The organism is Haloarcula onubensis (genome assembly GCF_031624605.1).
GTDB lineage: Archaea > Halobacteriota > Halobacteria > Halobacteriales > Haloarculaceae > Haloarcula > Haloarcula onubensis.
On record NZ_JAMQOS010000002.1, the window covers coordinates 42,027 to 65,437 of the forward strand.

Annotated in this window: 21 protein-coding genes and 1 tRNA gene; 10 read left to right on the forward strand and 12 right to left on the reverse strand. The window is 68.5% G+C overall.

Going from position 1 to position 23,411, the window contains the following annotated elements:
• Positions 1–4: 4 nt before the first annotated feature.
• Positions 5–2,221 carry a twin-arginine translocase subunit TatC gene (locus NDI86_RS06975; RefSeq protein WP_310899695.1) on the reverse strand — a complete coding sequence of 739 codons (2,217 nt, stop codon included), beginning with the start codon at positions 2,219–2,221 and terminating at the stop codon, positions 5–7.
• A gap of 105 nt (positions 2,222–2,326) precedes the next feature.
• Here NDI86_RS06975 and tatC point away from each other — a divergent pair, with 105 nt between their 5' ends.
• Together tatC and NDI86_RS06985 are read left to right on the forward strand one after the other, a co-directional pair.
• Positions 2,327–3,757: a twin-arginine translocase subunit TatC gene (gene tatC / locus NDI86_RS06980; protein ID WP_310899696.1), complete on the forward strand. Its 1,431-nt coding sequence runs from the start codon at positions 2,327–2,329 to the stop codon at positions 3,755–3,757.
• The gene (locus NDI86_RS06985) at positions 3,754–4,383 is read left to right on the forward strand and encodes a histidine phosphatase family protein (protein WP_310899697.1); all 630 of its coding nucleotides are present in this window, start codon (positions 3,754–3,756) and stop codon (positions 4,381–4,383) included. The genes tatC and NDI86_RS06985 overlap by 4 nt, the downstream gene beginning before the upstream one ends.
• Before the next feature lie 93 nt (positions 4,384–4,476).
• Here the strand turns inward: NDI86_RS06985 and larE are convergent, their stop codons facing one another.
• On the reverse strand, positions 4,477–5,346 hold the full coding sequence (larE, locus tag NDI86_RS06990) for an ATP-dependent sacrificial sulfur transferase LarE (RefSeq protein ID WP_310899698.1): 870 nt from the start codon (positions 5,344–5,346) through the stop codon (positions 4,477–4,479).
• Between the two features lie 118 nt (positions 5,347–5,464).
• Between larE and NDI86_RS06995 the strand changes: the two genes are divergently transcribed.
• Positions 5,465–6,190 (forward strand): MinD/ParA family ATP-binding protein, encoded by a 726-nt coding sequence (locus NDI86_RS06995; protein ID WP_310899699.1) that lies wholly within the window; start codon positions 5,465–5,467, stop codon positions 6,188–6,190.
• On the opposite strand, the gene NDI86_RS07000 is transcribed toward NDI86_RS06995, so the two are convergent.
• Entirely contained in the window at positions 6,191–7,459 is a 1,269-nt protein-coding gene (locus NDI86_RS07000; RefSeq protein ID WP_310899700.1) for an outer membrane protein assembly factor BamB family protein, read from the reverse strand.
• Positions 7,460–7,591: 132 nt separating this feature from the next.
• Between NDI86_RS07000 and NDI86_RS07005 the strand changes: the two genes are divergently transcribed.
• The 3 genes from NDI86_RS07005 (at position 7,592) to NDI86_RS07015 (ending at position 11,719) form a co-directional block, all read left to right on the forward strand.
• Complete coding sequence (locus NDI86_RS07005) at positions 7,592–9,571, forward strand: MutS-related protein (RefSeq protein ID WP_310899701.1); 1,980 nt, start codon at positions 7,592–7,594, stop codon at positions 9,569–9,571.
• Between the two features lie 116 nt (positions 9,572–9,687).
• Positions 9,688–10,815 (forward strand): ORC1-type DNA replication protein, encoded by a 1,128-nt coding sequence (locus NDI86_RS07010; RefSeq protein WP_310899702.1) that lies wholly within the window; start codon positions 9,688–9,690, stop codon positions 10,813–10,815.
• A gap of 55 nt (positions 10,816–10,870) precedes the next feature.
• Positions 10,871–11,719 carry a hypothetical protein gene (locus tag NDI86_RS07015; protein WP_310899703.1) on the forward strand — a complete coding sequence of 283 codons (849 nt, stop codon included), beginning with the start codon at positions 10,871–10,873 and terminating at the stop codon, positions 11,717–11,719.
• A gap of 1 nt (position 11,720) precedes the next feature.
• Here the strand turns inward: NDI86_RS07015 and NDI86_RS07020 are convergent, their stop codons facing one another.
• Genes NDI86_RS07020 through eif1A form a run of 4 tightly spaced genes read right to left on the reverse strand, consistent with a single transcriptional unit; the run spans position 11,721 to position 13,925 of the window.
• The gene (locus NDI86_RS07020; RefSeq protein WP_310899704.1) at positions 11,721–12,506 is read right to left on the reverse strand and encodes a DUF7089 family protein; all 786 of its coding nucleotides are present in this window, start codon (positions 12,504–12,506) and stop codon (positions 11,721–11,723) included.
• A complete protein-coding gene (locus NDI86_RS22215) occupies positions 12,507–12,602 on the reverse strand; it encodes a hypothetical protein (protein WP_470303439.1) in 96 nt (31 codons plus the stop codon).
• Between the two features lie 57 nt (positions 12,603–12,659).
• Complete coding sequence (gene rio1, locus NDI86_RS07025) at positions 12,660–13,595, reverse strand: serine/threonine-protein kinase Rio1 (RefSeq protein ID WP_310899705.1); 936 nt, start codon at positions 13,593–13,595, stop codon at positions 12,660–12,662.
• 42 nt (positions 13,596–13,637) lie between these two features.
• Entirely contained in the window at positions 13,638–13,925 is a 288-nt protein-coding gene (gene eif1A / locus NDI86_RS07030) for a translation initiation factor eIF-1A (protein ID WP_220588516.1), read from the reverse strand.
• 112 nt (positions 13,926–14,037) lie between these two features.
• Here eif1A and NDI86_RS07035 point away from each other — a divergent pair, with 112 nt between their 5' ends.
• Together NDI86_RS07035 and NDI86_RS07040 are read left to right on the forward strand one after the other, a co-directional pair.
• Positions 14,038–14,451: an SCP2 sterol-binding domain-containing protein gene (locus NDI86_RS07035; protein WP_310899706.1), complete on the forward strand. Its 414-nt coding sequence runs from the start codon at positions 14,038–14,040 to the stop codon at positions 14,449–14,451.
• An 80-nt stretch (positions 14,452–14,531) separates the two neighbouring features.
• Complete coding sequence (locus NDI86_RS07040) at positions 14,532–14,720, forward strand: DUF7470 family protein (RefSeq protein ID WP_310899707.1); 189 nt, start codon at positions 14,532–14,534, stop codon at positions 14,718–14,720.
• Here NDI86_RS07040 and NDI86_RS07045 read toward each other — a convergent pair.
• From NDI86_RS07045 to NDI86_RS07065, 5 genes are all read right to left on the reverse strand, one after another.
• Positions 14,717–15,709 carry a sensor histidine kinase gene (locus NDI86_RS07045; RefSeq protein ID WP_310899708.1) on the reverse strand — a complete coding sequence of 331 codons (993 nt, stop codon included), beginning with the start codon at positions 15,707–15,709 and terminating at the stop codon, positions 14,717–14,719. The two genes, NDI86_RS07040 and NDI86_RS07045, sit on opposite strands and share 4 nt — an antisense overlap.
• Positions 15,710–16,175: 466 nt before the next feature.
• The gene (locus NDI86_RS07050) at positions 16,176–18,569 is read right to left on the reverse strand and encodes a bacterio-opsin activator domain-containing protein (RefSeq protein ID WP_310899709.1); all 2,394 of its coding nucleotides are present in this window, start codon (positions 18,567–18,569) and stop codon (positions 16,176–16,178) included.
• 92 nt (positions 18,570–18,661) lie between these two features.
• Positions 18,662–18,811, reverse strand: coding sequence for a hypothetical protein (locus NDI86_RS07055; RefSeq protein ID WP_310899710.1), 150 nt, complete (start codon positions 18,809–18,811; stop codon positions 18,662–18,664).
• Between the two features lie 124 nt (positions 18,812–18,935).
• Positions 18,936–21,119, reverse strand: coding sequence for an outer membrane protein assembly factor BamB family protein (locus NDI86_RS07060; RefSeq protein WP_310899711.1), 2,184 nt, complete (start codon positions 21,117–21,119; stop codon positions 18,936–18,938).
• A 251-nt stretch (positions 21,120–21,370) separates the two neighbouring features.
• A tRNA-Gly gene (locus NDI86_RS07065) sits at positions 21,371–21,441 on the reverse strand.
• A gap of 221 nt (positions 21,442–21,662) precedes the next feature.
• Here NDI86_RS07065 and NDI86_RS07070 point away from each other — a divergent pair.
• Complete coding sequence (locus NDI86_RS07070) at positions 21,663–22,496, forward strand: NAD+ synthase (RefSeq protein WP_310899712.1); 834 nt, start codon at positions 21,663–21,665, stop codon at positions 22,494–22,496.
• A gap of 468 nt (positions 22,497–22,964) precedes the next feature.
• On the forward strand, positions 22,965–23,354 hold the full coding sequence (locus tag NDI86_RS07075) for a DUF7383 domain-containing protein (RefSeq protein ID WP_310899713.1): 390 nt from the start codon (positions 22,965–22,967) through the stop codon (positions 23,352–23,354).
• Positions 23,355–23,411: the final 57 nt, after the last annotated feature.

Here is a 23,411-nt window from a genome sequence, read left to right on the forward strand (position 1 = left end):
CCGGCTAATCGGCCGGCTCGCCCTGCCGTTTGGGCGTCCGGCGCCCGCCCAGGGTGTACACCCAGAGGATGGCCAGCCCGAACAGATACGCCAGCGAGACCGGGATGCCGACGAGGAACATGGTGAAGATGCCCTGCGGGGAGAGAATCGCCGAAAGGGTGACGATGCCGATGACGACCTCGCGCCACCGTTCGTACATCAGCGAGAAGGGGACGATGCCGCCGCGGTGGAACAGGAACATCGTGATGGGAATCTCGGCGAGCAGGCCGATGCCGACCGTGAGGAAGAACACGAGCCAGCCGAAGCTGCTGATGCGATAGGAGATTATCATGTTGGCCTGCAACTGGTCGCGAGCGATGGCCGAAATCGTGACGGGAGCGACGTAGAGAAAGCCCACGAGGCTGCCGACGACGAGCGCGCCAAAGAGGGAGCCGCCCCAGACGAGCAGAATCTTCCGGTCGCCGACGACGAGCCCGCGGTCTTTCATCGCCGGCCACGCGAAGTACGCCACCAGCGGAATCACGGAGACGGCGCCGACGATGGTCGAGAACTTCACGATGAAGACGAGGTGTTCGACCGGGTGCAGGGTGACGATGCTGACGCCCGACTGCATCCCCTCGGGGAGGCGGCTGACGAACACCCGCTGGATAGTCCCGATACCGCCCGAATACAGGAAGATGAAGACGCCGGCCAGCACGGCCCCGAACAGGCCCATTATCCAGAACGCCTTCGAGAGCAGCGAGTCGAGGATGAAGCGGATGTCGTAGTAGTAGCCGCCGATGTCGTCCTCGGTGGTCTCCTCTTCGGTGAAGGCGTCGGCCATGCCGGCGGTGGTCGAGGCGAAGACGTTGCCGCCGTCCTCGGACTGGTCGCTCGCTGCGGCCGCGCCCCCCTCGACGCTGTCCGCGCCGGCGTCGGGCCCGCCGTCCTCGTGGACGGCGTCCCAGCGGTCGAGGACGGCCTGGGCCTTCTCCTGGTCGCCCGCCGAGAGCGCGCTGTCGGCGTGGCCAAGCGCCGCTTCCTCGGTCATGACCTCGAAGGCTTCCTCGGGCGCGACCCTGACGGCGCCGGCGTCCAGTTCGCCGATGTCGATGGCGGTCGGGTCGCCGTGGCGCCGGCCGGCGGGGACGGCGCTCTCGGAGAGGGCCTGCAGGACGTGGTAGTAGAGCGCGCCCGCCGCGGCCACGAGCCCGACGACGGCGCCGATGGCGAGTGCGGTCTCGGTCGTCGAGAGGCCCAGCAGGGCGGGCCGGGCGAGGTTGCCCGCCAGGCTGTCGGAGTACGGTGCGGCGGCGGCGTCGACGGCCCGGAGGGCGCTGAACGCTGCCGTGGTCAACAAGAGGTACACCGCGCCGCCGCCGACGACGGCCGCCCCGAGGACGGTGTTCCACTGCTCGCGGGCGACCCGGCGGGTGCTGATGAGGTCGCCCGACCGCCTGACCGTCACGGCGAGTTTCGAGAGCGCGAGGCTGATGCCGTAGAGGCCACACAGCGGCAGGGCCCACATAATCTGGGTGAAGGGGTCCGGCGGTGAGAACAGCGCCCCGAAGCCGAAGATAGCGACGACGGCGATTCGCCACTTCTCGCGAAACGTCTCGTAGGGGACGATACCCGTATAGGAGAGTACCGTCATCAGCAGGGGCAACTGGGCCGCCAGGCCGAAGGAGACGGCCAGCAGGAAGACGAACTGGAACCACTTGACGATGGAGTACTGCGGGGTGAACCCGGCGTCGAGGGCGTTGCCGGCGAGGAACTGAAACATTATCGGGAAAAAGAGCTCGTAGGCGTAGGCGACGCCGACGGCGAACAGCCCGAGCGCGACGAGGACGAACAGCGCGCCCTTCCAGGCGGGGACGTGCTCGGCGGGCCACCAGCCCCGGCGCCGAAGGCCGTCGCGGCCGAAGAAGACCAGCAGGGGCACCGACATGAGAATCCCGATGACGGCCCCTATCTTCACCTGCAGCAGGATGACGTCGAAGGGGGTGACGGCGACGATGCTCGTCGCCTGCTGGGTCGTCAGGTCCATCTGGGAGTACAGCAGGTCCGCCCGCAGGCGCTCCCAGACTCCGTACTGGAGCGCCAGGATTGTTCCTATCATGCCGACGACGAAGACGATAAAGACCTTCTGGAGGTTCGACTGGGCCGCCGAGAGCATCTCCCCCAGCGTCTCACGGCCGCTCTGGACCGTGCGGACGGTGTCCTCGTCGATGGCGCTCGACATCTCTCGTGAGGGTAGCCGACTGACCGTTATCAATTTGTTCATGACCCGCGCCCGCCTCCGCTCGAAAAGAAAGTTTACAACGACCTCCTTCCAAGCCCGTCACAGATGGCCGACGGGACCGACGGGGACGACCGTGACTGGGAGGTGCCACGCCGCGAGAGCGACGTCTACCCGAGTCTGGAGATGCCCGGCTCCCCGACGCCGGCGGGCGACGCGGGGTCGACCGCCGGTACCCCGAGCGCCGAGGGCGCGTCGACGGCCACGTCCGGCGAGGAGTTCAGCGGCGCGCCGGACGACGAGGAGATGCCACTGGCCGACCACGTCGAGGAGATGGCGACGCGGCTGTTCATCGTCCTCGCGGTGATGGCCGGCGTCGGCGTCGTCACCCTCCCGTACTCGGACGAACTCATCAACTTCCTCTGGTACTCCTTCCTCGACGGGCCGGCGGAGAACTGCGCCCGCATCGCCGTCGACGCCGCCCAGACCGGCCAGGCGGCGGGTCCGGCCGGCGCGGACTGCCCCCACGTCTACAGCCCGCTCGCGCTCATCCTCGCGCGGCTGAAAGTCGCCTCGCTCGTGGGGCTGGTCGTCGGGCTCCCCGTCTTCGTCTACGAGACGTACCTGTTCATGCGCCCGGGGCTGTACCCCAGCGAGCGGCGCTACTATCTGGCCGCGGTGCCGACGAGCCTGGTGCTCGCGGCCGTCGGCGTCGCCTTCGCGTACTTCCTCGTCCTGCGGGCGATGTTCGACTACTTCATCACTTACTCCGACCGCGCCGCCGAACTCGCCTTCGGGCTGAGCGAGACGTTCAACCTCATCATCCTGATGTTGGGCTTTTTCGCCATCGTCTTCCAGATTCCACTCTTTGTGATGCTGGCCATCATGATGGGCATCGTGACCCGTCGGTGGCTGGTCCAGCGCCGGCTCTACTTCTGGGCCGCCTTCGCCGGCATCGCCTTCGTCTTCAGCCCCGACCCGACCGGGATGGCGCCGCTGATGGTCGCGGTGACGATGATAGGGCTCTTCGAGGGGACCTTGCTCCTGCTGAAGTGGACCGGCACCAGTTCGCCGGTGCCGACGGGCGAGGACCTGGCGGACCGTCGGCCCTACGCCTACCTCCTCTTTGCGCTCGTGGGCTACGTCCTCAGCCCGCTGCCGGTGCCGACGGGCTACTACGGCGCCCTGCCGACCGCGGTGACGGGCCCGCTCGCCGAAATCGGCTTCGCCCCCTCGATACTGGTCGGCGGCGGCATCATCCTCGCCTTCGAACTGACGGCCTACCTCAACAAGAACTACTACGGGAGCCCGAAACTGTGGCGCGGCCTCCGTCGGGTCCGGTTGCCGGTCTGGGTGGTCGCCATCGTCGTCGGCTACCTCTCGACGCCGGACCCCACGCTGTTCCGGCTCATCGACCAGTTCGGCCTGCCGCTTGCCGCGGCCGCCGGGGTCGCCGTCGCCCTGCTGTTGGTCTTCGAGGGCGGACTACTCGTCGCTCGACGTGGTGCGAGTGCGGACGAGGGGGACGGCGGCAAATGACGACGCTACTGTTGGCCCGCCACGGCGAGACGGCCTGGAACCGCGAGGGACGGGTCCAGGGGTGGGCGCCGACGGAACTGACCGACACCGGGCGCGACCAGGCCGAGGCGCTGGGCGCGTGGCTCTCCGAGGCGTACGACGTGGACCGCGTCGTCGCCTCGGACTTGCGGCGGACCCGTGAGACCACCGCCCGCCTCCGCGAGGCCGGGGCGGACCTGCCCGACCCGACCCTCGACCGGGCGTGGCGCGAACGCGCCTTCGGCGTCTACCAGGGCTTTCTCGCCGAGGAGCTGTTCGAGCGCGAACCCGGCCACGAGCCCGGCGACAGCGTCTCCGCGCTCGCGGCCGCCCCCGAGGGAGCCGAGGCCATCGACCAGTTCTGCGCCCGCGTCGAGTCGGCCTGGAGCGGACTCCGCGAGCGCGTCGACGACGGCGAGACCGCCCTGCTGGTGACCCACGGCGGCGTGGTCAAGGTGGTGCTGTCGCTCGTCGCCGAGCGCTCGCGGGCCGCGGCGCTGACCGCCCACTCCCCGCCGAACTGCTCCGTGGCCGAGGTCCGACTGGACGGTGACGGGGCGGAACTGGTGGCCGAGGGCGTCACGGTGTGGGACCAGGACGGCTTCTAGAACAGTGTGGCGGCTGTGAACAGTCAGAACGCCACCGAGAACTGGTTACACTGGTACGAGGCGAAAGCGCACGGCTTCAGCCGTGGGAGGAGGTCAATCCCCGCCCGGATACTCCTGCCCGAACACGTCCGCCACCACGTCCTCGCCCTGCTGCTCGTCTTCGGGGCTGACACTCCCGGTCCGATAGCCGTGCAGGTCCAGCGTCACGTGGTCGAAGCCACAGTCGCCGATGTGGTCCCGCGCGGCGCGGACGAAGTCGGGGTCGAGCGCCGTCGCAAGTTCGTCCTCGCCGACCTCGATACGGGCCAGGCCGTCGTGGTCGCGGACCCGGAACTGCTCGAAGCCCCACGTCCGGAGCAGGCGTTCGGCCTTCTCGACGCGGGAGAGGCGCTCCTCGGTCACGTCCAGCCCCGTCGGGATGCGCGAGGAGAGACACGCCATCGAGGGCTTGTCGGCCACGGAGAGGTCGTACTCGCGGGCGATAGCGCGGACCTGGGCCTTCTCGATACCGTGTTCAAGCAGCGGCGAGTAGGCGTCCAGTTCCTCGACGGCGCGCAGGCCCGGTCGGTGCCCCTCGCCCACGTCGGAGGCGTTGGTGCCGTCACAGACCACGTCGATACCGAGTTCGCGGGCGCGGTCGAACATCGCGCCTAGGCGCATCGAGCGACAGTGATAGCAGCGCTGCTCGTCGTTCTCGACGAAGTCGGGACTACTGAGTTCGGAGAACTCCACGAGTTCGTGGCGGATGCCGATTTCGTCGGCGACCCGCACCGCGTCGTCGAGTTCCGCCGCGGGAAGCGTCTCCGACTTGGCGGTGCAGGCGACGGCGTCGTCGCCGAGGGCGTCGTGGGCCAGCGCCGCGACGACGCTGGAGTCGACGCCCCCGGAGAAGGCGACGAGGAGGCCGTCGCGCTGGGCGAGGTCATCGCGAACGGCGGCGACGGTCTCGGCGAGGGCGGACATACCCGTAATTCCGGCCGGACGGGCAAAACGGCTTCGCGTCCGGGGTCCGGGTCGCTGACCTGCGTCTTGCACGCGTCACACTCGGGATTTTTATCTGTGCGGTGTGAAAGAAAGGTGTATGCGGGGTCACTGTTACGCGGTAGCAAGCGGGAAAGGCGGCGTCGGCAAGACGACGACGGCGGTCAACACGGCGGCGGCGCTCGCGGCGCGGGGCCGCGACGTGGTCCTGGTCGACGCCGACCTGGCGATGACGAACCTCGGGCGGGTCGTCGGCACCGACCACGAGCCGACCGTACACGACGTGCTGGCCGGACACGCGGCGCTCGAAGCCGCGATACACACCGACGGCGACGTCGCCGTCCTGCCCGGCGCCGACGATATCGACCGCTTCCGGGACGCCGACCCGGCCGGGCTGGGAGGCGTCATCAAGCGACTGCAGACGGCCTTCGACGTCGTCGTCGTCGACACCGGGGCCGGCGTGGACCACGAGACGATGGTGGCCTGCGGGCTGGCCGACGACGTGGTGCTCGTGACGACGCCCGACGAGATGGCGATGACGGACACGGGAAAGAGCCGGGCGATGGTCGAGAAAGTCGGCGGGCGCGTCCGCGGTGTGGTCGTCACGCGGGCCGACGAGTCGACCGCGAGCGGTGTCGCCGACGACCTGGGGACGGACCTGCTGGGGGCCGTGCCCGACGCCCCGGCGGTCGTGGGCGACGAGCCGGTCGTCGAGACGGCGCCGGACTCCGCCGTCGCGGCCGCCTACGACGCGGTGACGGACTCGCTTGCGGCCGACGCCGCGTGGGCCGCGCCGGCCGACGGGGGCGCGGTCGGCGACGACTGACTACGCCTCCGAGATGGCGTAGACGGTGTCGCTGTAGTTGCCGACGTAGACGACGCCGTCGACGACCGTCGGCGGCGTCCGAATCAGGTTGCCCGTGTCGACGGTCCAGCGCTCGGTGCCGTCGCTGGCGTCCACCGCGCGGACGACTCCGTCGCCACAGCCCGCGTAGACGGTGCCGTCGACGACGCTGAGTTCGGCCATCAGCCAGTCGCCGGGTCGGTACCGCCACCGTTCGCCCGCGGTCGCGGCGTCGAGCGCGAAGATGTCCTCGTGCGTGGTCCCGAGGTACGCGGTGCCGTCGGCGACCGCGACCGTCGGCCCCCGGGGCGTGAAGCTCTGGTAGCGCCAGCGTTCGGCCCCGTCGCCGGCTTCGAGCGCGTACATCGTCCCTTCGGTCCGGTTCGTCGCACTGACGTAGACGACGCCGTTGGCCACCGTTGGCGCGTTGAAGATGTAGCGCCCGGTCCCGAACTCCCACCGCTGGCTCCCGTCGGCGGCGTCTATCGCGTACGCCCGCTGGTCGAGGCTGCCGGCGTAGACGGTGCCGTCGGCGACCGCCGGCGAGGCCTGCACGCGGCCCCGGGTCCGGAAGCGCCACCGCTCTGTCCCGTCGGCGGCGTCGATGGCGTAGACGTGGGTGTCGTCGCTGCCGACGTAGACGGTGCCGTCGAGGACCGCCGGGGAGGACTGGACGGCGCCGTCGGTGGCGAAGCGCCACTGCTCGGTCCCGTCGGCGGCGTCGACGGCGTAGACGTGGCCGTCGTTGCTGCCGACGTAGACGGTGCCGTCGAGGACCGCCGGGGAGGACTGGACGGCGCCGTCGGTGGCGAAGCGCCACTGCTCGGTCCCGCCGGCGGCGTCGATGGCGTAGACGTTCCGGTCGTGGCTGCCGACGTAGACGGTGTCGTCGACGACCGCCGGCGACGTGCTGATGACGTTGCTGGCCCGGAACTGCCACAGCGTCCCGACGTTCTCCGTGGGCCCCGTCTCCTCGGGTGCCGACCGGGTGTTGGCGGGGTCGGCGCCGAACATCGGCCAGCCGCCTATCGACGCCTCGGGCGGGTCGGGCTCCGGGTCCTCCGACGGCGTCTCGGTCGGTTCCGGTTCGGTCGGCGGCTCGGTCCTCGCCGGCGTGGCGGTCCCGGCGTCGGTCGACGCTTCGGTCCCGGTCGGCGTGCCCGTCTCTGTCGTGTTACAGCCCGCCAGCCCCGCCGCGCCGGTGACCCCAAGCGACAGCAGGTACTCGCGTCTCGTCGGTCGGTACTGCATGGACGCTCTCGGATGGGCGACGGCTTAAATTATCTGGCCGTGAGCCGGTACTACCGGCCTGAGACGGCCACGGCGGCGGACACGTCTCCTCCACGGGAGGTTTTTTCTCGTCGGCCGCGAATGGGCCGACAGATGGAGCTCGAATCGGTGCCTGGCGTCGGGGCGAAGACGGCCGAGGCGCTGCGCGAACTCGACGACCCCGAGCGGGCCTTAAGCGAGGGCGACGTAGCCGCGCTCTCGCGGGCGCCGGGCATCAGCGAGGGCCGGGCCGCCCACATCGCTCGCGGCGCGATTCGGGCCGAGCACGACGACCCCGGCGGCTTCGCCGCCACACCGCGGGCCAGGGAGCTGTACGAGGCGGGCCTCTCCTTGCTCCAGGAGCGCACCGTCACCGACTACGGCGCGAAGCGACTGGAGACGCTGTATCCCAGCGGCGTCCGGAGCCGCATCGAGGAGGTCCGGGCGTTCACCGAACGGGCGCTCGCTCGCGAGCCGACACCCGCGGTCCGCGAGGCGCTCGCCGGCGTTGCCCCGCTGACCGAGCCCGGCGACGTGCGGGTCCGGGACCGCTGTCTGGCGACCGGGGACGCCGAGACGTACGCCGCCGCACAGTCGGCGATTCCCGAGGTGAGCGTCGAACTCGTCGACGACGCCCGTCAGCTCGCCGAGCTCGCTCGGTCCTACGCGACCGTGGTGGTGCTGGACGAGGCCTTCGCCGGCGTCGACGTGGAGGGCGACGTGCGGGTCGAACCGAACGCTCTGGACGAACCGGCCTCGGTCGTCCCCGAGCGCGTCCTGACCTTCTTCGCCCGGAACCGCGACGCGGTGCGGGCCGCCGTCGAAGTCCACCGCGCGGCCGACCTGGAGGCCCCCTGTGACCTCGACGCGCTCGCCGACGCGCTGGCCCAACTCGACGACGACGGGAGCGTGCGGGGCGACGAGGAACTCGACCGGCTCTCGACGGCCGTCGACGACCTCGACGCGGCCGTGGCCGCCGCCGAGAGTACCGCCAACGACCACCTCCGAGAGGCCATCGAGGAGCGGGACGTCACCATCGAAGGAACCGATTTGCTGTCGCTGGTCGAACGTGGCGCGGGCGTCGACTCGCTGCTGGACCGCGAGCTTTCCGACGAGTACGCCGCCGCGGTCGACCGGGCGCGGGACCACCTCGTCGACACGCTCCAGTTGCGCGACACGGAGTCGATGGCCCGCCGGGCGTTCCCCGACGAGCCGACCTACCCGGTCGAACACGAAGAGCGGGTCGTCTCCCGGCTTCGAGAGGAGCTGACAGCGACGCGGGACCGCCGGGCGACACAGCGAAAGCGTGCCATCGCGGACGACCTCGCCGCGCTGCGGCCCGCCGCCGAGGCGCTCGTCGACGCCGCGCTCGAACTCGACGTGGAACTCGCCGTGGCCCGCTTCGCCGCCGACTTCGACTGTACGATGCCCGACCTGACCGACGAGCCGGGCTTCGCTATCGAGGGCGGCCGGTCGCCACTGCTCGACGTCCCCTTCGAGGCCGTCGAACCCATCGACTACCGCGTCGGCGGCGTGACGGTCCTCTCCGGGGTCAACAGCGGGGGCAAGACCTCCACGCTGGACCTGGTGGCGCTGGTGACGACGTTGGCTCACATGGGACTGCCCGTCCCCGCCGAGTCGGCCCGCGTCGGCCGTATCGCCGAACTCCACTACCACGCCAAGACACAGGGGACCCTCGACGCGGGCGCCTTCGAGACCACCCTCAGGGACTTTGGCGACCTGGTGACCGATATCTCGGCCGACCGCCCCGTCCTCGTCCTCGTCGACGAACTCGAATCCATCACCGAGCCCGGCGCCGCCGCGACCATCATCGCCGGCATCCTCGAATCGCTCGCCGGGCGAGAGGCCGCCGGCGTCTTCGTCTCCCACCTGGCCGAGGACATCGTCGCGGCCGCCGAGGCCGACCTCTCCGTCGACGGCATCCGGGCCGAGGGGCTGGTCGACGGCGAGTTACGGGTCAACCGGTCGCCGGTGAAGGGCGAACTGGCCCGCTCGACCCCGGAGCTCATCGTCGAGAAACTCGCCGAGGACGGCGACGGCTTCTACGCCGGGCTGTTAGAGAAGTTCGAATAGCGGTGTGGCCGGGCAGCCGGTCGCTGTCGCTGTTCCCGGTCCGCCTGCCGCCCCGTAGTTCCACTTTCACTATCAGTGGCAAATGGTTAAGTGGGCAGCGAAGCTCGGTGAAAGTGATGAGCGACAATCCTGAGGAGGACATGCTCGGCTGGGACGAGTCCGTCTTCAGGGACGAACACGTCTTCGAGATAGACTGGCTGCCGGAGACGTTCAAACACCGCGAGACCCAGATGGAGACGCTGAAGTACGCGCTGCGGCCCGCCGTCCGGGGGTCCCGCCCGCTGAACGTCATCGCCCGCGGGCCGCCCGGCACCGGGAAGACCACCGCCACGCAGATTCTCTTCGACGAGTTGACCGCCCAGACGGACGTGCAAGCCGTCCGGGTCAACTGCCAGGTCGACTCGACGCGCTACGCGGTCTTCTCGCGGCTCTTTGCCGCTATCTTCGACTACGAACCCCCCTCCTCGGGCATCTCCTTCAAGAAGCTCTTCTCTCAGATAACCGACAAACTGGTCGAGGAAGACGAGGTGCTTGTCGTGGCACTGGACGACGTGAACTACCTGTTTTACGAATCGGAGGCCAGCGACACGCTGTACTCCCTGCTCAGGGCACACGAGGCCCACTCGGGCGCCCGCGTCGGCGTCATCTGTGTCTCCTCGGACCTCGAACTCGACGTCATCGAAGAACTCGATACGCGGGTCCAGTCCGTCTTCCGGCCCGAGGAGGTCTACTTCAACAAGTACGGCCAGGCCGAAACCGTCGACATCCTCGACGAGCGCGTCGAGCGCGGGTTCAACGAGGGCGTCGTCGGGCCGAGCGTGCTCGACCGCGTGGCCGAACTCACCGAGCAACAGGGCGGCGACCTGCGGGTGGGTATCGACCTCCTGCGGCGGGCCGGGATGAACGCCGAGATGCGCGCCTCCCGGAGCGTCGAACTGGAAGACGTCGAGTCGGCCTACGACAAGTCCAAATACGTCCACCTCTCGCGCCGGTTGCGGGAACTGTCGGACTCGGAGCGGGCCCTCGTGGAGGTCATCGCCGACCACGACGGGAAACGCGCCGGCGACATCTACGAGGCGTTCAACGACGAGAGCGGTCTGGGCTACACCCGCTACTCCGAGATAATCAACAAGCTCGACCAGCTGGGCATCATCGACGCCGACTACACCGAGGTGGAGGGACGGGGCCGCTCCCGACAGCTGACGCTCAACTACGACGCCGACGCGGTGTTAGAGCGGCTGTAAGGGTGCAGGGGCCACGAAGGCTTAAGTACTATTCCGCGGCCAGGCCTGGCCCAGCATGGACCGCAGAGCGTATCTCACGGCGCTGGGGGCCGCCGCGGCGGCCGTCAGCGGCTGTAGCGAGGGGGACGGCACAGGGACGGCGAACCAGACCAAGACCGCCGACGGGACGCCCACCGTGACCGAGCAGGCGACTCCGGCGACCGAACAGCCCGAGCCGACGCCGAGCGTGACCGACGCGGGGCTGTTGCTGGACCGCGGGGCGTTCGACGGCCTCGGCGACATCGACAGCGTCGGTCAGGGCGGCCTTCTCGTCGTCGGGGTCGAGTACGACCTCCCCGTCGACGACGGCAGCGCCCGCGGTCTCGCGGAGGCCGGGGTCCGCGACAGCGACGGCACCGAACTGTCGACCGACACGGAGGACGTAGACGCCGTCGTGACCGACGACAGCGAGTATCACAGCGACCGCTCCTGGTTCGCCTTCGACACCGCCTCGTGGGACCAGGGCAGCTACACGGCCGAGGTGCTCGTCAACGCCGAGGGGTACGGCACGTCGGCGTCGACTGAGGTGCCCGTCGACATCGTCGAGCCGCTGGGCCCCGACGAAGTCGAGATGTACCTCGCGGAGTTCCCGGACGACGCCGTCGCCCGCGAGGAGTTCACCTGGACGCTGGGCTTCCGGAATCTGAGTGACCGGGACAGCAGCGTCGTCACCGATACCGTGACGTTCGACCACGCCGGGGACGAGCCGATAACGATTTCGAGCGCGACCCGCGAGAACGTCCCAGCGAACGACGAGACGCTGGTCGAGAGCGACATCAGGGTCCCGTACTCGGGCGCGTACACCTATCGGCTCCCGGCGGTCGGCGCTGAAGTCGGCTTCACCGTCGGCTACCCGGAGGAGTGAGCTAGTCCAGCTGTTCGAAAGTCTTCTCTGCCCACCGGACGGCGTAGTCGGCGCCGTGGTCGCCGTAGGCCGCGGTGTCCAGTGCCGCGAAGGGCGAGGGTAGTTCCAGCCCGTGTTTGACCGCACTACAGGCCAGTTCCGCGGCGGCGGCGAAGTCGGTCTGGCCCCGCGCCAGCTCGGTCGAGAGCCCGCCGACACGGGAGCGGAGCCGCTCGCCGGCGTCGGCCCAGGCGTCGTACAGGTCGGGATAGTCGTCGGCCCACGTCCCGAAGATGTCACGCGTTTGCAGGCCCAGATAGGCGTCGTACAGCGCCACCGCGAGCTGGTAGGTGCCCGTGGGACCGATTCGGGGGTCGGTCACCGCCGCCAGGTCCCGGTAGCGGTCACCGAAGAACTCGACGAACTGCTCTGGCTCGCCGAGGCTCGTCTCCACGACGGCCTCGGCGACGAGGAAGTCGACGAAGGCGTCGGGGGAGGTCTCCAGGCGGGGCTTGACGACGACGCAGGCCGGCTCGGTCTGTGTGGTCCAGGCGACGCCGCCGTCGCCGGGCAGCCCGACGGTGAAGTCGCTTCCGACGTAGCGCTGAAGCTGGTCGGGCGCGCCGTCGGGGAGCCACGACGGGTCGAGGGCGAGGGGGTCGACCGAGTCGGTGACCAGCAGGAGGTCCTCGGCCGCCGCCGGGTCCAGCGTCTCGAAGTCCGTCGCCGCGTTCAGGACGACGGCGTCGGGGGCGTAGGCCGCCCGAACTGCCGCAAGCTCGCCGTCTATCTCGCGCTCGCCGAACATCTACGCCGAGAACACGACGAGGTTCGCGACGATAGCGACCGAGAGCAGTGCGGCGACAGCGATGGTTCCGAGGACGATTTTCGTTGCCGTACTCATGTGGGTGGCTATCGCAGGCCGGACATTAAACCTTGAGAAAGCCGCGCGGGCGTGCGCTCACCCCCGCCGGTCTTCGAGACGCCCCTGTGGCACCGCGTCGTCGTCGCTACCGGGCGCGGTGTCGTCGTCGTCCTCGGGCGTCGCGTGCTCGCGGACGTACGCGAGCAGCTCCTCGGGCGTCGTCTCGACGCCCTGGCGAGCGAAGAAGTTCGCGACGTTGCGACAGTCCCGTTCGAGGAACTCCTCGGCGTTGGGGTGGTGGACCGTCACGGCCTGTCCGAGGTCGATGATGTACAGTTGCCCCTCGTGGAAGACGACGTTGTACTCGGAGAGGTCCCCGTGGACCAGGCCGGCGTCGTAGAGCCGCCGGAGGTACTCCTGAACGACCTCGTACGCGGTATCGGGGTTCTCGATGTGGACCTCGCTGAGCCGTTTCGCGCGGCCCTCGTCGGTCCCCAGATACTCCATGACGAGGACGTTGCGCTCGACCGCGATGGGTTCCGGCGTGCGCACCCCGGCCTTGCGAGCCCGTTTCAGGTTCGACGACTCCTTGCGGACCCACGCGGTGACGACCTTCTTCTTGTCGGAGCCGATGCCCTCGAAGCGGGGGTCGCCGTCGAGATACCCGCGCATGTCCGTGAAATCGGAGGCGTTGATGCGGTAGACCTTGACCGCCACCTCGTGGTCGCCCGAGAGCGCGGTGTAGACGTTTGCCTCCTTGCCGGTCGAGATGGGCCCGCCGAAGGCGTCGATGTGGCCGTCCTGGACGAGTTTGTACAGCGCGCCGTAGGTGGCGTCGTCGAAGACGCTGGCCTCGACCTTGAACTGGTCGGCGTCCTTGATGCGCTTGCGGAACTCGCTGAACTCGCGGTCGCGCTTGCGGGCGATGCGGTCGGCGTCGGTGTCGCTGACGTCTATCTCCTCCCACTCGTCGCCGACGCCGTCTACTTCCTCGGTGTCGAGCAGTCCGAACTCGGCCTCGCTGTCGGTCACGGCTCGCCCCCCGTCGACGCTGTGGCGCGGTGCATTCGGCGCTTACTCCTTGATGTGTCCCTCCTCGCGGAGCTGGTCGGCGTCCTGCTTCTCGTAGCGCCAGGTGATGTCGGCCTTCTCGTCCTGCCAGTCCCACGGCTCGACGAGGACCACGTCGTCCTCGCGAATCCAGATGCGTTTCTGCATCTTGCCCGGAATCCGGGCAGTGCGTTCCACTCCGTCCATACAGCGTACTTTGACACGGTTCGCCCCGAGCATGTTCGTGACGACGGCGAACACCTCGCTGTCGTCGGGCATCCGCAGGTCTTTCCGGCCCTCGTTGTCGCTCATACGCGGGTATTCGGTCCCGGGAGGGTTAAGTTTTGTACGATTGGCCGCGGCCCCCGTCTGTCGGCCAGACGGGATAATAAGGCCCAAGACCCGGCCAGCAGAACGGTCGTCAATGACCCTGACGCTGCCGGCCGACGCCGCTGCGTGGGCGGCCACGTGGCGCGACCGCATCAACGACCGGGAGGACTTCGCGGCCGCCGCCGCCGACTTCGAGGCGACCTTCCTCTTCGAGATACAGGCCGACGACCGCTACGACGGCGAGCCGGTTCGATTCCGCGTCACGCTCGCGGACGGCGCCTGCACGGAGACGGCGCTGGTCGACGGCGGCGCCGACTACGACTTCGCCCTGCGTGGCCCCTACGACGCCTGGGCCGCCCTGCTCGCCGGCGACCTCGACGTCTCCGAGTCGGTCATGGACGGCACCTTCGACGTGACGGGCAACACGATGACGCTGTTGCGCCGGCAGGACGCCGTCTCGGAGATGGTCGCCGCCGCCCAGTCTATCGACACCGAGTTCGAGCACTGAGCGGTCGGCGCTCCGACAGCGGCGAGGGGGGAGTGTGACGGCTTCGACGGGCTTTTTCCGTAGACGGTCGGAACGCCGGTATGTTGGACAAACTCGGACTCCCCGGCCTCGCCGGCGTCGTCGTCCTGTTTGCGGGTATCGGCCTCGTTGCGTGGCAGAACCTGATTCTGGCCGCCGGGCTCGCCCTCGTGGTCGGCGGCCTCGGACTGGTTGTCTACGGGCTCGTCACCAGCCTGCTCTCCACGTTCGGGCTGGGCGGGATGCCCTAGCAGGCGAACTCGAAGCGCGCGCCGCCGTTCGCGGCGCCGGTCACCGTCACGTCCCACCCGTGGGCCGCCGCGATAGTGCGCACGATATACAGGCCGAAGCCGGTTCCACCGGCGGCGTCGCTGACGCCCGGGTCGAAGATGCGCTCCCGGACTTCGGGGTCGATACCGGGCCCGTCGTCCTCGACGGCGAACCCCTCGGCCGTGGCTTCGAGTCGAACCGTCACCGTTCCCTCGTCGGACCGCCCGTGTTCCATCGCGTTCCGAAAGAGGTTCTCGAACAACCGCAGGAGCCGGCCGGCGTCGGCCTCCGTCTGGAGGCCGTCGGGCGCGTCGAGGACGGCGCCCGTGGTGTCGACGTACTCCCAGGCCTCGCGGGCCACCTGCGCGACGTCCGTGGTCGCCGTGTCGGTCGCCAGCGCCCCTTCGCGGGTCGCCATCCGGATGTCGGTGATGATGCGCCCGATGCGCTCGTGGGCGGCCGCGACGGCGTCGAGCGACTCGCCGCTGTCGTCCTCGCGGGCCAGCGCCAGATGCCCGCTCGCGACCGACAGCGGGTTGCGCAGGTCGTGGGCCAGCAGGTCCGCGAACTCGTCGAGCCGTTCGTTTTGCTGGCTAAGCTGGCCCGCCTGCTCGTAGCGCTCGGTCACGTCCCGGCCGATGCCGGCGAAGCCGATTACCGCGCCGTCCTCGTCGGTGAGTCGCCGGCCCGTCAGTTCGAAACGGACCGGCCCCTCGACTGTCGGGCTCCACGCCTCGACGATCGTCTCGCCCGTCTCGCGAATCTCTTCGAGGGCCGCTTCGATAACCGGCCGGTCGGCCGGGCCGAAGAACTCCGTCGCCGGCGTCCCGGAGAGCTCCGCGTCGCTCAGGCCGTACAAATCGTTGAGCCGCTGGTTCCAGTACACCAGCGTGTCCGCCTCGTCGTAGATGTAGATGACGTCGTCCAGGGTATCTAGCGCCCGCCGGAGAACACTCCCCTCTACAGCCATACCGTCGTTACGCGAGTGTTCCTGATAACGGTTCGCAGGATATCGACGACCAATTCGTACACGGGCCGCTGTCTCCCGGGCGATTCGCATCGGCCGAACCAATCGGTGAAAGGCCGTCGGGCGGAGGGCGGCGACTGTCGCCGCCCGGTCCGTTTCGAGGCGTTCGCTCAATCCTCGCCCGCTCCACGGGTCGCTCCGCTCCCCGTTCCGCTTCGCGCTACTCCGCGGGCCGCTTCGCTCCCCGTTCCGCCCCGAGGAATCTCGCTTCGGTCGATTCCTCGCTCTCCTCCACGGCTCCCGCCGGTCGCCGTTCCGTTTCGATGTCCTCCCTGCGGTCGGACATCGCCCTGCTCGCGGCTTCGCCGCTCGCTTTTTCCGAGGAACCTCCCTGCGGTCGGACATCGCCCTGCTCGCGGCTTCGCCGCTCGCTTTTTCCGAGGAACCTCCCTGCGGTCGGTTCCTCGCTCTACTCGAACAACTCTTCGTACACCTTCTGCTGTGCGGCGCGCAGATGCTGGTGGTACGTGGGGCGGGAGATGTCCATCGCACTGGCGAGTTCGTCGCCGTCGACCTCGCGGGGCCACTCGAAGAAGCCGCCCAGATACGCGGTCCGCAGCGCCGTCTCCTGGCGGTCGGTGAACCGTTCGGAGAGCGACGCCTGGAACTCCTGTTGGGTCTGGACCGGTCGCTCGTGTTCGTGATAGCCCACGAGGTCGGTCCCGTCGTAGTTGTCCTCGACCAGCGAGAACACCTCGCGGGCGTCGCCCTCGTAGGGGAGTTCGATGGTGTAGCGGGCGACGCCGTCCTCGCCGGTGACCGCTTTCGGCACCGCGCCGTGGTCGACGAGCGTCGCCAGCAGCGACTCCCCGACGGTGATTTCGAACAGGGCGCTTCCCTCGTGTTCGGCGACCTGGGTGACGCTGCGGACGGCAGCGTCGTCGACGAGGCTCGCCAGAACGGCCTCGGCGTCGCCGTCGGCGTCGAGGTACACCCTGAGCGAGCCGTCGTCCTGGGTGACGGTCCCGGCCGAGGTCAGCGTCGCGCCCGTCGCCGCCGAGAGCCGACTCATCAGCAGGTTCCGGTCGTTGACGGTGAACTCCAGTTCGATGACCTTGTCTGCCGACAGTATCTTCCCGCTTTCGATGGCGTTGATGGCGTTGGCGACGGCCCGCCCCAGCGCCTCCAGGACGACCTGTTCGCGGTCGTCGAACGCGTCTGGCTGGTCCGAACAGACGAAGAGGACGCCGTAGGTCGAGTCGGTGTAGGCCAGCGGGACGGCCATCATCGACGCGACGTCGGCCTCGTGGAGCCGCCGGACCCACTCGACGTCGCTATCGAGGTCGTCGACGACTTCGCTGTGTCCGTCGGCCAGCGCCGCCGCGCCGGGCGTCCCGTCGGCGACCGCAATCGACTCGCCGTCGGCGACGACGTCCGCCTCGCCGCTCCACTCGGTGATGTCGAGATTGTCACCGCGGACCGCGGGGCGGCCCACCCACGCCAGCGTGTACGGCTTCGTCGCCGCGAGTTCGGCACAGACGCCGGCCTCGACGGCCTCCCGCGTCGTCGCCTCGACCAGCACCTCGACGGTGTTCTCGATGAGCCCGTTGATGCGGTCGAGGATGGTCGCGATGCGCTCTCTGGTCTCCCTGACCTCCTGTTCGCGTTTCGCCCGGTTGCAGGCGGCCGCGGCGTTGGTCGCCAGCAGCGCGACGACCTGTCGGTCGACGTCGTCGAAGGCGTCCTCCTCGGTCGAGAGTACGCTCAGGGTCCCGTGGACGCCGACCGGTACGTACAGCCCCGAGCCGACGGTCGTCCCGCTCTCGTCGAGTTCGTGACTGGCGCTGTAGCTCGCCGTCTCACCGGAGGCAAAGACCCGGCCGGCCTCCCCCTCGTCGAGGCCGTACACCGGCCGCTCGCCGAGCGCCTCCACGACCGCGTCGGTCGCCGCCGCCGGGCGGAGCACCCGCTCGTCGGCGTCGTACAGCCGGACGACGGCCATGTCGAGACCGAGAACCCGTTCGGTCGCGGCGGCGACGATGCCCGCCACGTCCTCGCGGCTCGGCGCCTGCATCAGGCTCCGGGAGGTCTCCTGCAGCGCCGAGAGCAGTTCCTCGCGGCGCTTGCGCTCGGAGATGTCGCGGATGACGCCGGCGGTCCCGCGAAAGTCGCCGTCGGGTCCGTACAGCACCGTCATGTGGTCCTCGCAGGCTATCGTCCGCCCGTCGGCCCGCCGCAGTTCCAGTTCGAACGTCGTCCCGACCTCGCCGCGGCCCGACGACGAGAGCAGCTCCCGGAGCTTCGACTCGGCGAGTTCGACCGTCTCGCGGTCCTTGATGACGATGGTGTGTTCGCCCAGCAGCTCCTCGATGTCGTAGCCCGTCAGCTCCGCCAGCGCCTCGTTGGCGAAGATGAACTCCCCCTCGTCGTCGAGCGCGTACACCCCGTCGTCGAGCGCCTCGATGACCTCGCCGTGGCGGTCGAACGCTCCCATACCCGTCGGGCCGTCCTCGCTCGCGACCGACTCGATGCGGTGGGCCAGCACGACGTACTGCGCGTCGCCGCCCGGCCGGACGTACGACAGCGTCGCGTCGGCCAGCACCTCGCGGACCCGTTCCGGGGGTCCGTCGGCGAACACGACCACCGGCAGCGCCGGGCGCTGCGCCCGGAGGCTCGTGACCAGTTCGGGCGGCTCGAACGACAGGCTGACGACGCAGTCGACACCGTCGACCGAGTCGGCCCCCGCCCGGGCGGTCGCTGTCCGGACGTCGAAGTCCCCCTCGACTGCGTCGAGACCCGCCGCCGTCTCCGCCACCCGCTCCTCGTCGTCCCCGCAGACGAGGACGGTGTGTCCGCGATTCATGCCTAACTGGTTAGCTACTCTGCCACAAGAATCTGCTGCCTCGCCCGCTCATCGGGCGCGCAGACGACTACGTCAGGGGGCTGGCGGCCCGCTCACGTCCCCGCCTGTCCGAACCGCTCTTGTATCCGCGGATGACAGGACGCACAGCGTCGCTCCTCGCGCCAGTAGGTCATCGTCTCGGTCGGCCGACGGTACTTCCAGACGTGTCCTACCTCGTCGTTGCAGTTGTCACAGTTTTCCATCGTCTTGTGCAAAAACCTGTCTCACACTGGCATAAAATGCTAGCCTAATTCAGATATAGGTGGTATTATGCCTCCTACTGGAACTTCTGTCTGCGCCCCAGAGGACCGACGATGCACTCGACGCCTACGTGAGCATCTCGTGGCCGGTCCTGGCCCGCTCGCGCTGGCGCGCTATCGCCGCTCGGCTCGTGAACGTCCGCTCGGTGTCCCCGTGCCACCAGATAGCCGCTCGAAGCTGATTCGCCACGTCCTCGCCGATAGCCCCGTCGTCGAGTAGCTCGGCTATCGTCTCCGCGCCGGCGCTCCGGAGGTCGGTCAGTGTCCCGACGCCCGCCTCGGAGAGTGCCTCGTGCTGGTCGTCCGTCGACTGTGGCCAGGCGAGCAGTTGCTCCGGGAGGTGGTCGCCATCGATGTCGACCGGGACGGTGACACTCCCGTGGGTGTCGAACACGTCGGTCTCGCTGTCCTCGAGCGCGGCGAGTGCCTGCTCGTAGCGCTCGCCGGCCTGGCGGTAGTCGCGCCGCGCCGGCGTCTGTTTGCTGTGGACGTGCTCGGTTATCGCCGTCTGGAGCGTGCTCTCTGCGTCCCGGAGCGGCTCGCGAACGGCCTCGAACTCGGCGAGCCGGTCACGGGCCGTGTCCCGCTTGCGTTCCGACGCTGCGAGGCCGCCTTTGATGCTCGCGGCCAACTCGCCACCGCCTGCCTGCTCCCCGGCGCGTTCGTAGCTCGCGATGGCCTCGTCGTATCTGTCGATGGCCGTCCGATACTCCGCCCGCTGGAGCGCGCTGTCGGCTCGCTCGACCGCCCGCTCCGCTCGCTCGTACTGCTGCTCCGGACTCGGCGTCGCCTCGTCGGTACCGGTGTGCCAGTTCCGGTACGCCGCGGCCCCCGCCCCGCCGAGCGCGAGCAGGCCGACGGCGACCGGCAGCACGCCCATCCCGTCCTGACTGTCTCCCTGTGGCACCGGCTCCGTGGTCGACACAGCGCCCGGGGCGGTTCCGTCTCGGTCTGTCCGTTCGGTGGTCGGGCTCTCGCCCGCCGGCGTCGCACTCTCGGTCGGCGTCGGCGTTTCGGTCGCGGTCGGTGTCTCCGTCGGGGTCGGCGTCTCGCCGGTCAGCGCGTACACGTTGTCGTCCCAGTTCCCGATATACACGGTGCCGTTCGCGACCGCTGGCGACGAGTCCGCCTGGAAGTACTGTCCGGGGTCGACCCCCGTTTCGAAGGACCACTGTTCGGTGCCGGTCTCCCCGTCCAGCGCGTACGCGGTACGCCCGCTACAGGCGACGTAGACTGTGCCGTTCGCCACCACCGGCGACCCCGGCACCTCGTCTCCTGTGGTAAACGACCACCGTTCGGCGCCGTTCTCCGCGTCCAGCGCATACACGGTGCGGTCACCCTCGTAATCGTCGTTGCTGATATAGACGATGCCGTTCGCTACCGCCGGCGACGAGTCGAGACTCCCCGCTATCTCGGCGGCCCACTGCTCGGTTCCATCCCCTGCATCCAGGGCGTACACGGTGTTTTCGTTCCGATAATAATCCTTTGTGACGTAGACGGTGCCATCGGCAACTGTCGGGGACGAATGCCCCACATCAATCATGTCGTGGGTCCACCGCTCGGTCCCGCTCTGTGCAGCTATGGCATACACGGTGTTGTCGGTACTACCGATGTAGACCGTGTCATTCGTTACTGCCGGTGACGAGCGAACCGCCCTGCCGGTCTCGAAGGACCACTGTTCAGTGCCATCGTCCGCGTCCAGCGCGTAGACGTTGTAGTCGTCACTTCCGATATAGACCGTCCCGTCAACAACTGCCGGCGACGAGGCGACGCTGTCGCCCGTCTCGAACGCCCACTGCTCGGTGCTATCGCCCGCGTCTAGCGCGTAGACGTTGCCGTCGTCACTTCCGACGTAGACCGTCCCGTCTGCGACCGCCGGCGACGAACGCACTGCGTTGCCTGTCTCGAACGCCCACTGCTCGGCACCGTCCTCCGCGGTTAGTGCGTACACGCACCCGTCGCTGTAACTCAACTCATAGCTTCCGACGTAGATAGTGCCGTTCACCACCGCCGGCGACGACGTGTTCCTCCAGTCTGTCTGGAACGACCACCGTTCTCCGATATCGCCCACCGGACCAGTGTTGGCCGGTGCGTGGCCCGTGTTCGCCGCGTCGTAGCTGAACTGGGACCATCGTTCGCCAGCCTGTTGGGCCCCGACACTGCTGGATTCCTGGGTGAGCAGTCCGCCCGCCGCGAGTGTTCCGCCCGTCGATAGCAGGAAGCGTCGCCGAGTTACTTCCTGCTGTGTCATTACCCGGTACAGTGCAGGATACCTCAAAACAGTTGCTACGTCTGTGCCGTCTGTGGTCCGTTCACGTCTCCGATAGTCGGCGCTATCGTGATATACCGACGGGGAACGAGCGAAGCCCCGGCTTCGCGAGCCGCGAGAGACGCAGTCTCTCGGTGATTGAACCTGATGGCGAGACTCACTACGCTCGTCTCGCGTGGTTCAATTCCCTCAGTTCCGCAGACACGGCTCTCACGTCCGTTCGAGCCGAGAGATGCGCCGTCCGGGAATTGAACCCGGGCTCTAGCCTTGGGAAGGCTATGTCCTACCACTGGACCAACGGCGCGCTTCGTTCACTCCGTTCACTCGCGCCCCGAGGCTCGCAAACACTTCGTGTTTGCTCACCAACGGCCTCGTTGCACTCGATACGTCACACGGCGGCGCACTTGAACGTAGCGTTTCGGGACTTGTGGACACGATGCCCGAAACCGCCCCTTCGGCTGGACGCGCGTCCGAAAATACCGCACCGATAGATGGCTATTTGTCGCGTGCGGCCCACGATTCCGTATGGCCGACGCCGAAACCGTCATGCGGGCGACGGACCCGCTCGACCTCACCTTCTCGGAGGCCGAACTCGAGGCGCACCGCGAGCACATCACCGCGTTCATCGAGGGGCAACTCGACGCGGCGGGGGTCGACCGCGCGGTAATCGGGCTGTCGGGCGGCATCGACAGCACGCTCGTCTCCCATCTGGCCGTGGAGGCGCTGGGTCGGAACGCCGTCCACGGGCTGGTGATGCCAAGCGAGGTCAACGCCGCGGACAACATGAGCGACGCCGAGCGGGTCGCCAACGACCTGCTGGGTATCGACTACGACGTCATCGAGATAAACCCGCTCGTGGACGCGTTCCTCGACGCCTACCCCGAGGCCGAGGGCGACCAGCTCGCCGTCGGGAACCTCCGGGTGCGCTGTCGCGCCGTCCTCAACTATCTCGTGGGCAACCACGAGGACGCCCTCGTCCTGGGCACCGGCAACCGCAGCGAGGCGCAAGTGGGGTACTACACGAAGTACGGCGACGGCGCCGTCGACTGTCACCCCATCGCGACACTGTACAAACAGCAGGTCCGCCAGCTCGCGAAACACGTCGGCGTCCCCGACGACCTCGCCGAGAAGACAGCCAGCGCCGAGATGTGGGCCGGTCAGACCGACGCCGCGGAGATGGGGATGACCTACGACACGCTCGACTCCATCCTCGCGCTACACGTCGACGGCGGCGTCCCCAAGGACGCCACCGCCGACCACATCGGCGTCCCGCCCAGCGTCGTCGACCAGGTCCGGGAGATGCACGAGACCAGCGCGCACAAGCGCGCGATGCCGCCCGGACCCGACCCGCTGTACTGAGCTGTAGTTGATGGATTTAGCCGTGCGAATATTGCTGTTGCCGGCCAGCAAGTCCCGCTAGCAGGGGTCGGTAACACTGCTGCGAACAGCCAGAAAGCCCCCGCGCTCTGGACTCCCACGACTCGTTGCGCTCCTCAGTCACTTCGCTCCTTGCGGTGCTTACGTCGTCGGGGTTCGTCCAGAACGCGGCCCCTTTCAGCCCCACCCGGCACTGTCTGACCAGCTGGCGCGGGTGGGACTGAAAGGGGCGACTGGCTCCGGGAAGACGGCTGACGCAAGCACTGGAGAGAACGTAGTGAACGAAGGGCGCAGCGAAGCCCTCGACCGGAGCCAGTCGGGGCTTTCTGGCTGTTCACAGTGTATATTGCTAGCGGGACATTCTGACTCTCGAACCAAATGAGTCCGATATCGCTACTCACTCCTGCTAACGCCACCGCACTTTATCTGGCAGCCGCTCGACGCTCCGGTATGTCACACCGCGCGAACTACGCTCGCTGTTCGTTCCAGCAACACCTCGGCCCGTCGGCGGACTCGCTGGACGTGTCGTGGGCCGAGTTCTCGGGGAACCGGACCGACCAGGTGTCGTTCCGGGTGCCGACGGACGCACCGGTCGAACCGTACGTCGAGATGCAGGTGTACGACGTGAGCGAGTTCACCCACGAAATCCGGGTCAACGGCACCGAGCTGACGGGCTTTGACATCGCGCCCGGCGAAGGGTGGCAGTACTGGATGGACACTATCGCCGACACGCAACTCCACCAGGGCGAAAACACCATCCAGTTCCGGCGGGACCGGGACACCGACGACGCGTTCGTCGTCGGGACAGCCGTCGTCCACTGGAAGGAACCGGTCGACTAGTATTTAAAACACCGCTACAGTTTCGGACTCTATGTGACAGACACTCACACGATACGG

Coding starts and splice junctions, on each gene's coding strand:
- NDI86_RS06975 (WP_310899695.1), bottom strand. CDS start 2,221: ATGTCGAGCGCCATCGACGAGGACACCGTCCGCACGGTCCAGAGCGGC.
- tatC (WP_310899696.1), top strand. CDS start 2,327: ATGGCCGACGGGACCGACGGGGACGACCGTGACTGGGAGGTGCCACGC.
- NDI86_RS06985 (WP_310899697.1), top strand. CDS start 3,754: ATGACGACGCTACTGTTGGCCCGCCACGGCGAGACGGCCTGGAACCGC.
- larE (WP_310899698.1), bottom strand. CDS start 5,346: ATGTCCGCCCTCGCCGAGACCGTCGCCGCCGTTCGCGATGACCTCGCC.
- NDI86_RS06995 (WP_310899699.1), top strand. CDS start 5,465: ATGCGGGGTCACTGTTACGCGGTAGCAAGCGGGAAAGGCGGCGTCGGC.
- NDI86_RS07000 (WP_310899700.1), bottom strand. CDS start 7,459: ATGCAGTACCGACCGACGAGACGCGAGTACCTGCTGTCGCTTGGGGTC.
- NDI86_RS07005 (WP_310899701.1), top strand. CDS start 7,592: ATGGAGCTCGAATCGGTGCCTGGCGTCGGGGCGAAGACGGCCGAGGCG.
- NDI86_RS07010 (WP_310899702.1), top strand. CDS start 9,688: ATGAGCGACAATCCTGAGGAGGACATGCTCGGCTGGGACGAGTCCGTC.
- NDI86_RS07015 (WP_310899703.1), top strand. CDS start 10,871: ATGGACCGCAGAGCGTATCTCACGGCGCTGGGGGCCGCCGCGGCGGCC.
- NDI86_RS07020 (WP_310899704.1), bottom strand. CDS start 12,506: ATGTTCGGCGAGCGCGAGATAGACGGCGAGCTTGCGGCAGTTCGGGCG.
- NDI86_RS22215 (WP_470303439.1), bottom strand. CDS start 12,602: ATGAGTACGGCAACGAAAATCGTCCTCGGAACCATCGCTGTCGCCGCA.
- eif1A (WP_220588516.1), bottom strand. CDS start 13,925: ATGAGCGACAACGAGGGCCGGAAAGACCTGCGGATGCCCGACGACAGC.
- NDI86_RS07035 (WP_310899706.1), top strand. CDS start 14,038: ATGACCCTGACGCTGCCGGCCGACGCCGCTGCGTGGGCGGCCACGTGG.
- NDI86_RS07040 (WP_310899707.1), top strand. CDS start 14,532: ATGTTGGACAAACTCGGACTCCCCGGCCTCGCCGGCGTCGTCGTCCTG.
- NDI86_RS07045 (WP_310899708.1), bottom strand. CDS start 15,709: ATGGCTGTAGAGGGGAGTGTTCTCCGGCGGGCGCTAGATACCCTGGAC.
- NDI86_RS07050 (WP_310899709.1), bottom strand. CDS start 18,569: ATGAATCGCGGACACACCGTCCTCGTCTGCGGGGACGACGAGGAGCGG.
- NDI86_RS07055 (WP_310899710.1), bottom strand. CDS start 18,811: ATGGAAAACTGTGACAACTGCAACGACGAGGTAGGACACGTCTGGAAG.
- NDI86_RS07060 (WP_310899711.1), bottom strand. CDS start 21,119: ATGACACAGCAGGAAGTAACTCGGCGACGCTTCCTGCTATCGACGGGC.
- NDI86_RS07070 (WP_310899712.1), top strand. CDS start 21,663: ATGGCCGACGCCGAAACCGTCATGCGGGCGACGGACCCGCTCGACCTC.
- NDI86_RS07075 (WP_310899713.1), top strand. CDS start 22,965: ATGTCACACCGCGCGAACTACGCTCGCTGTTCGTTCCAGCAACACCTC.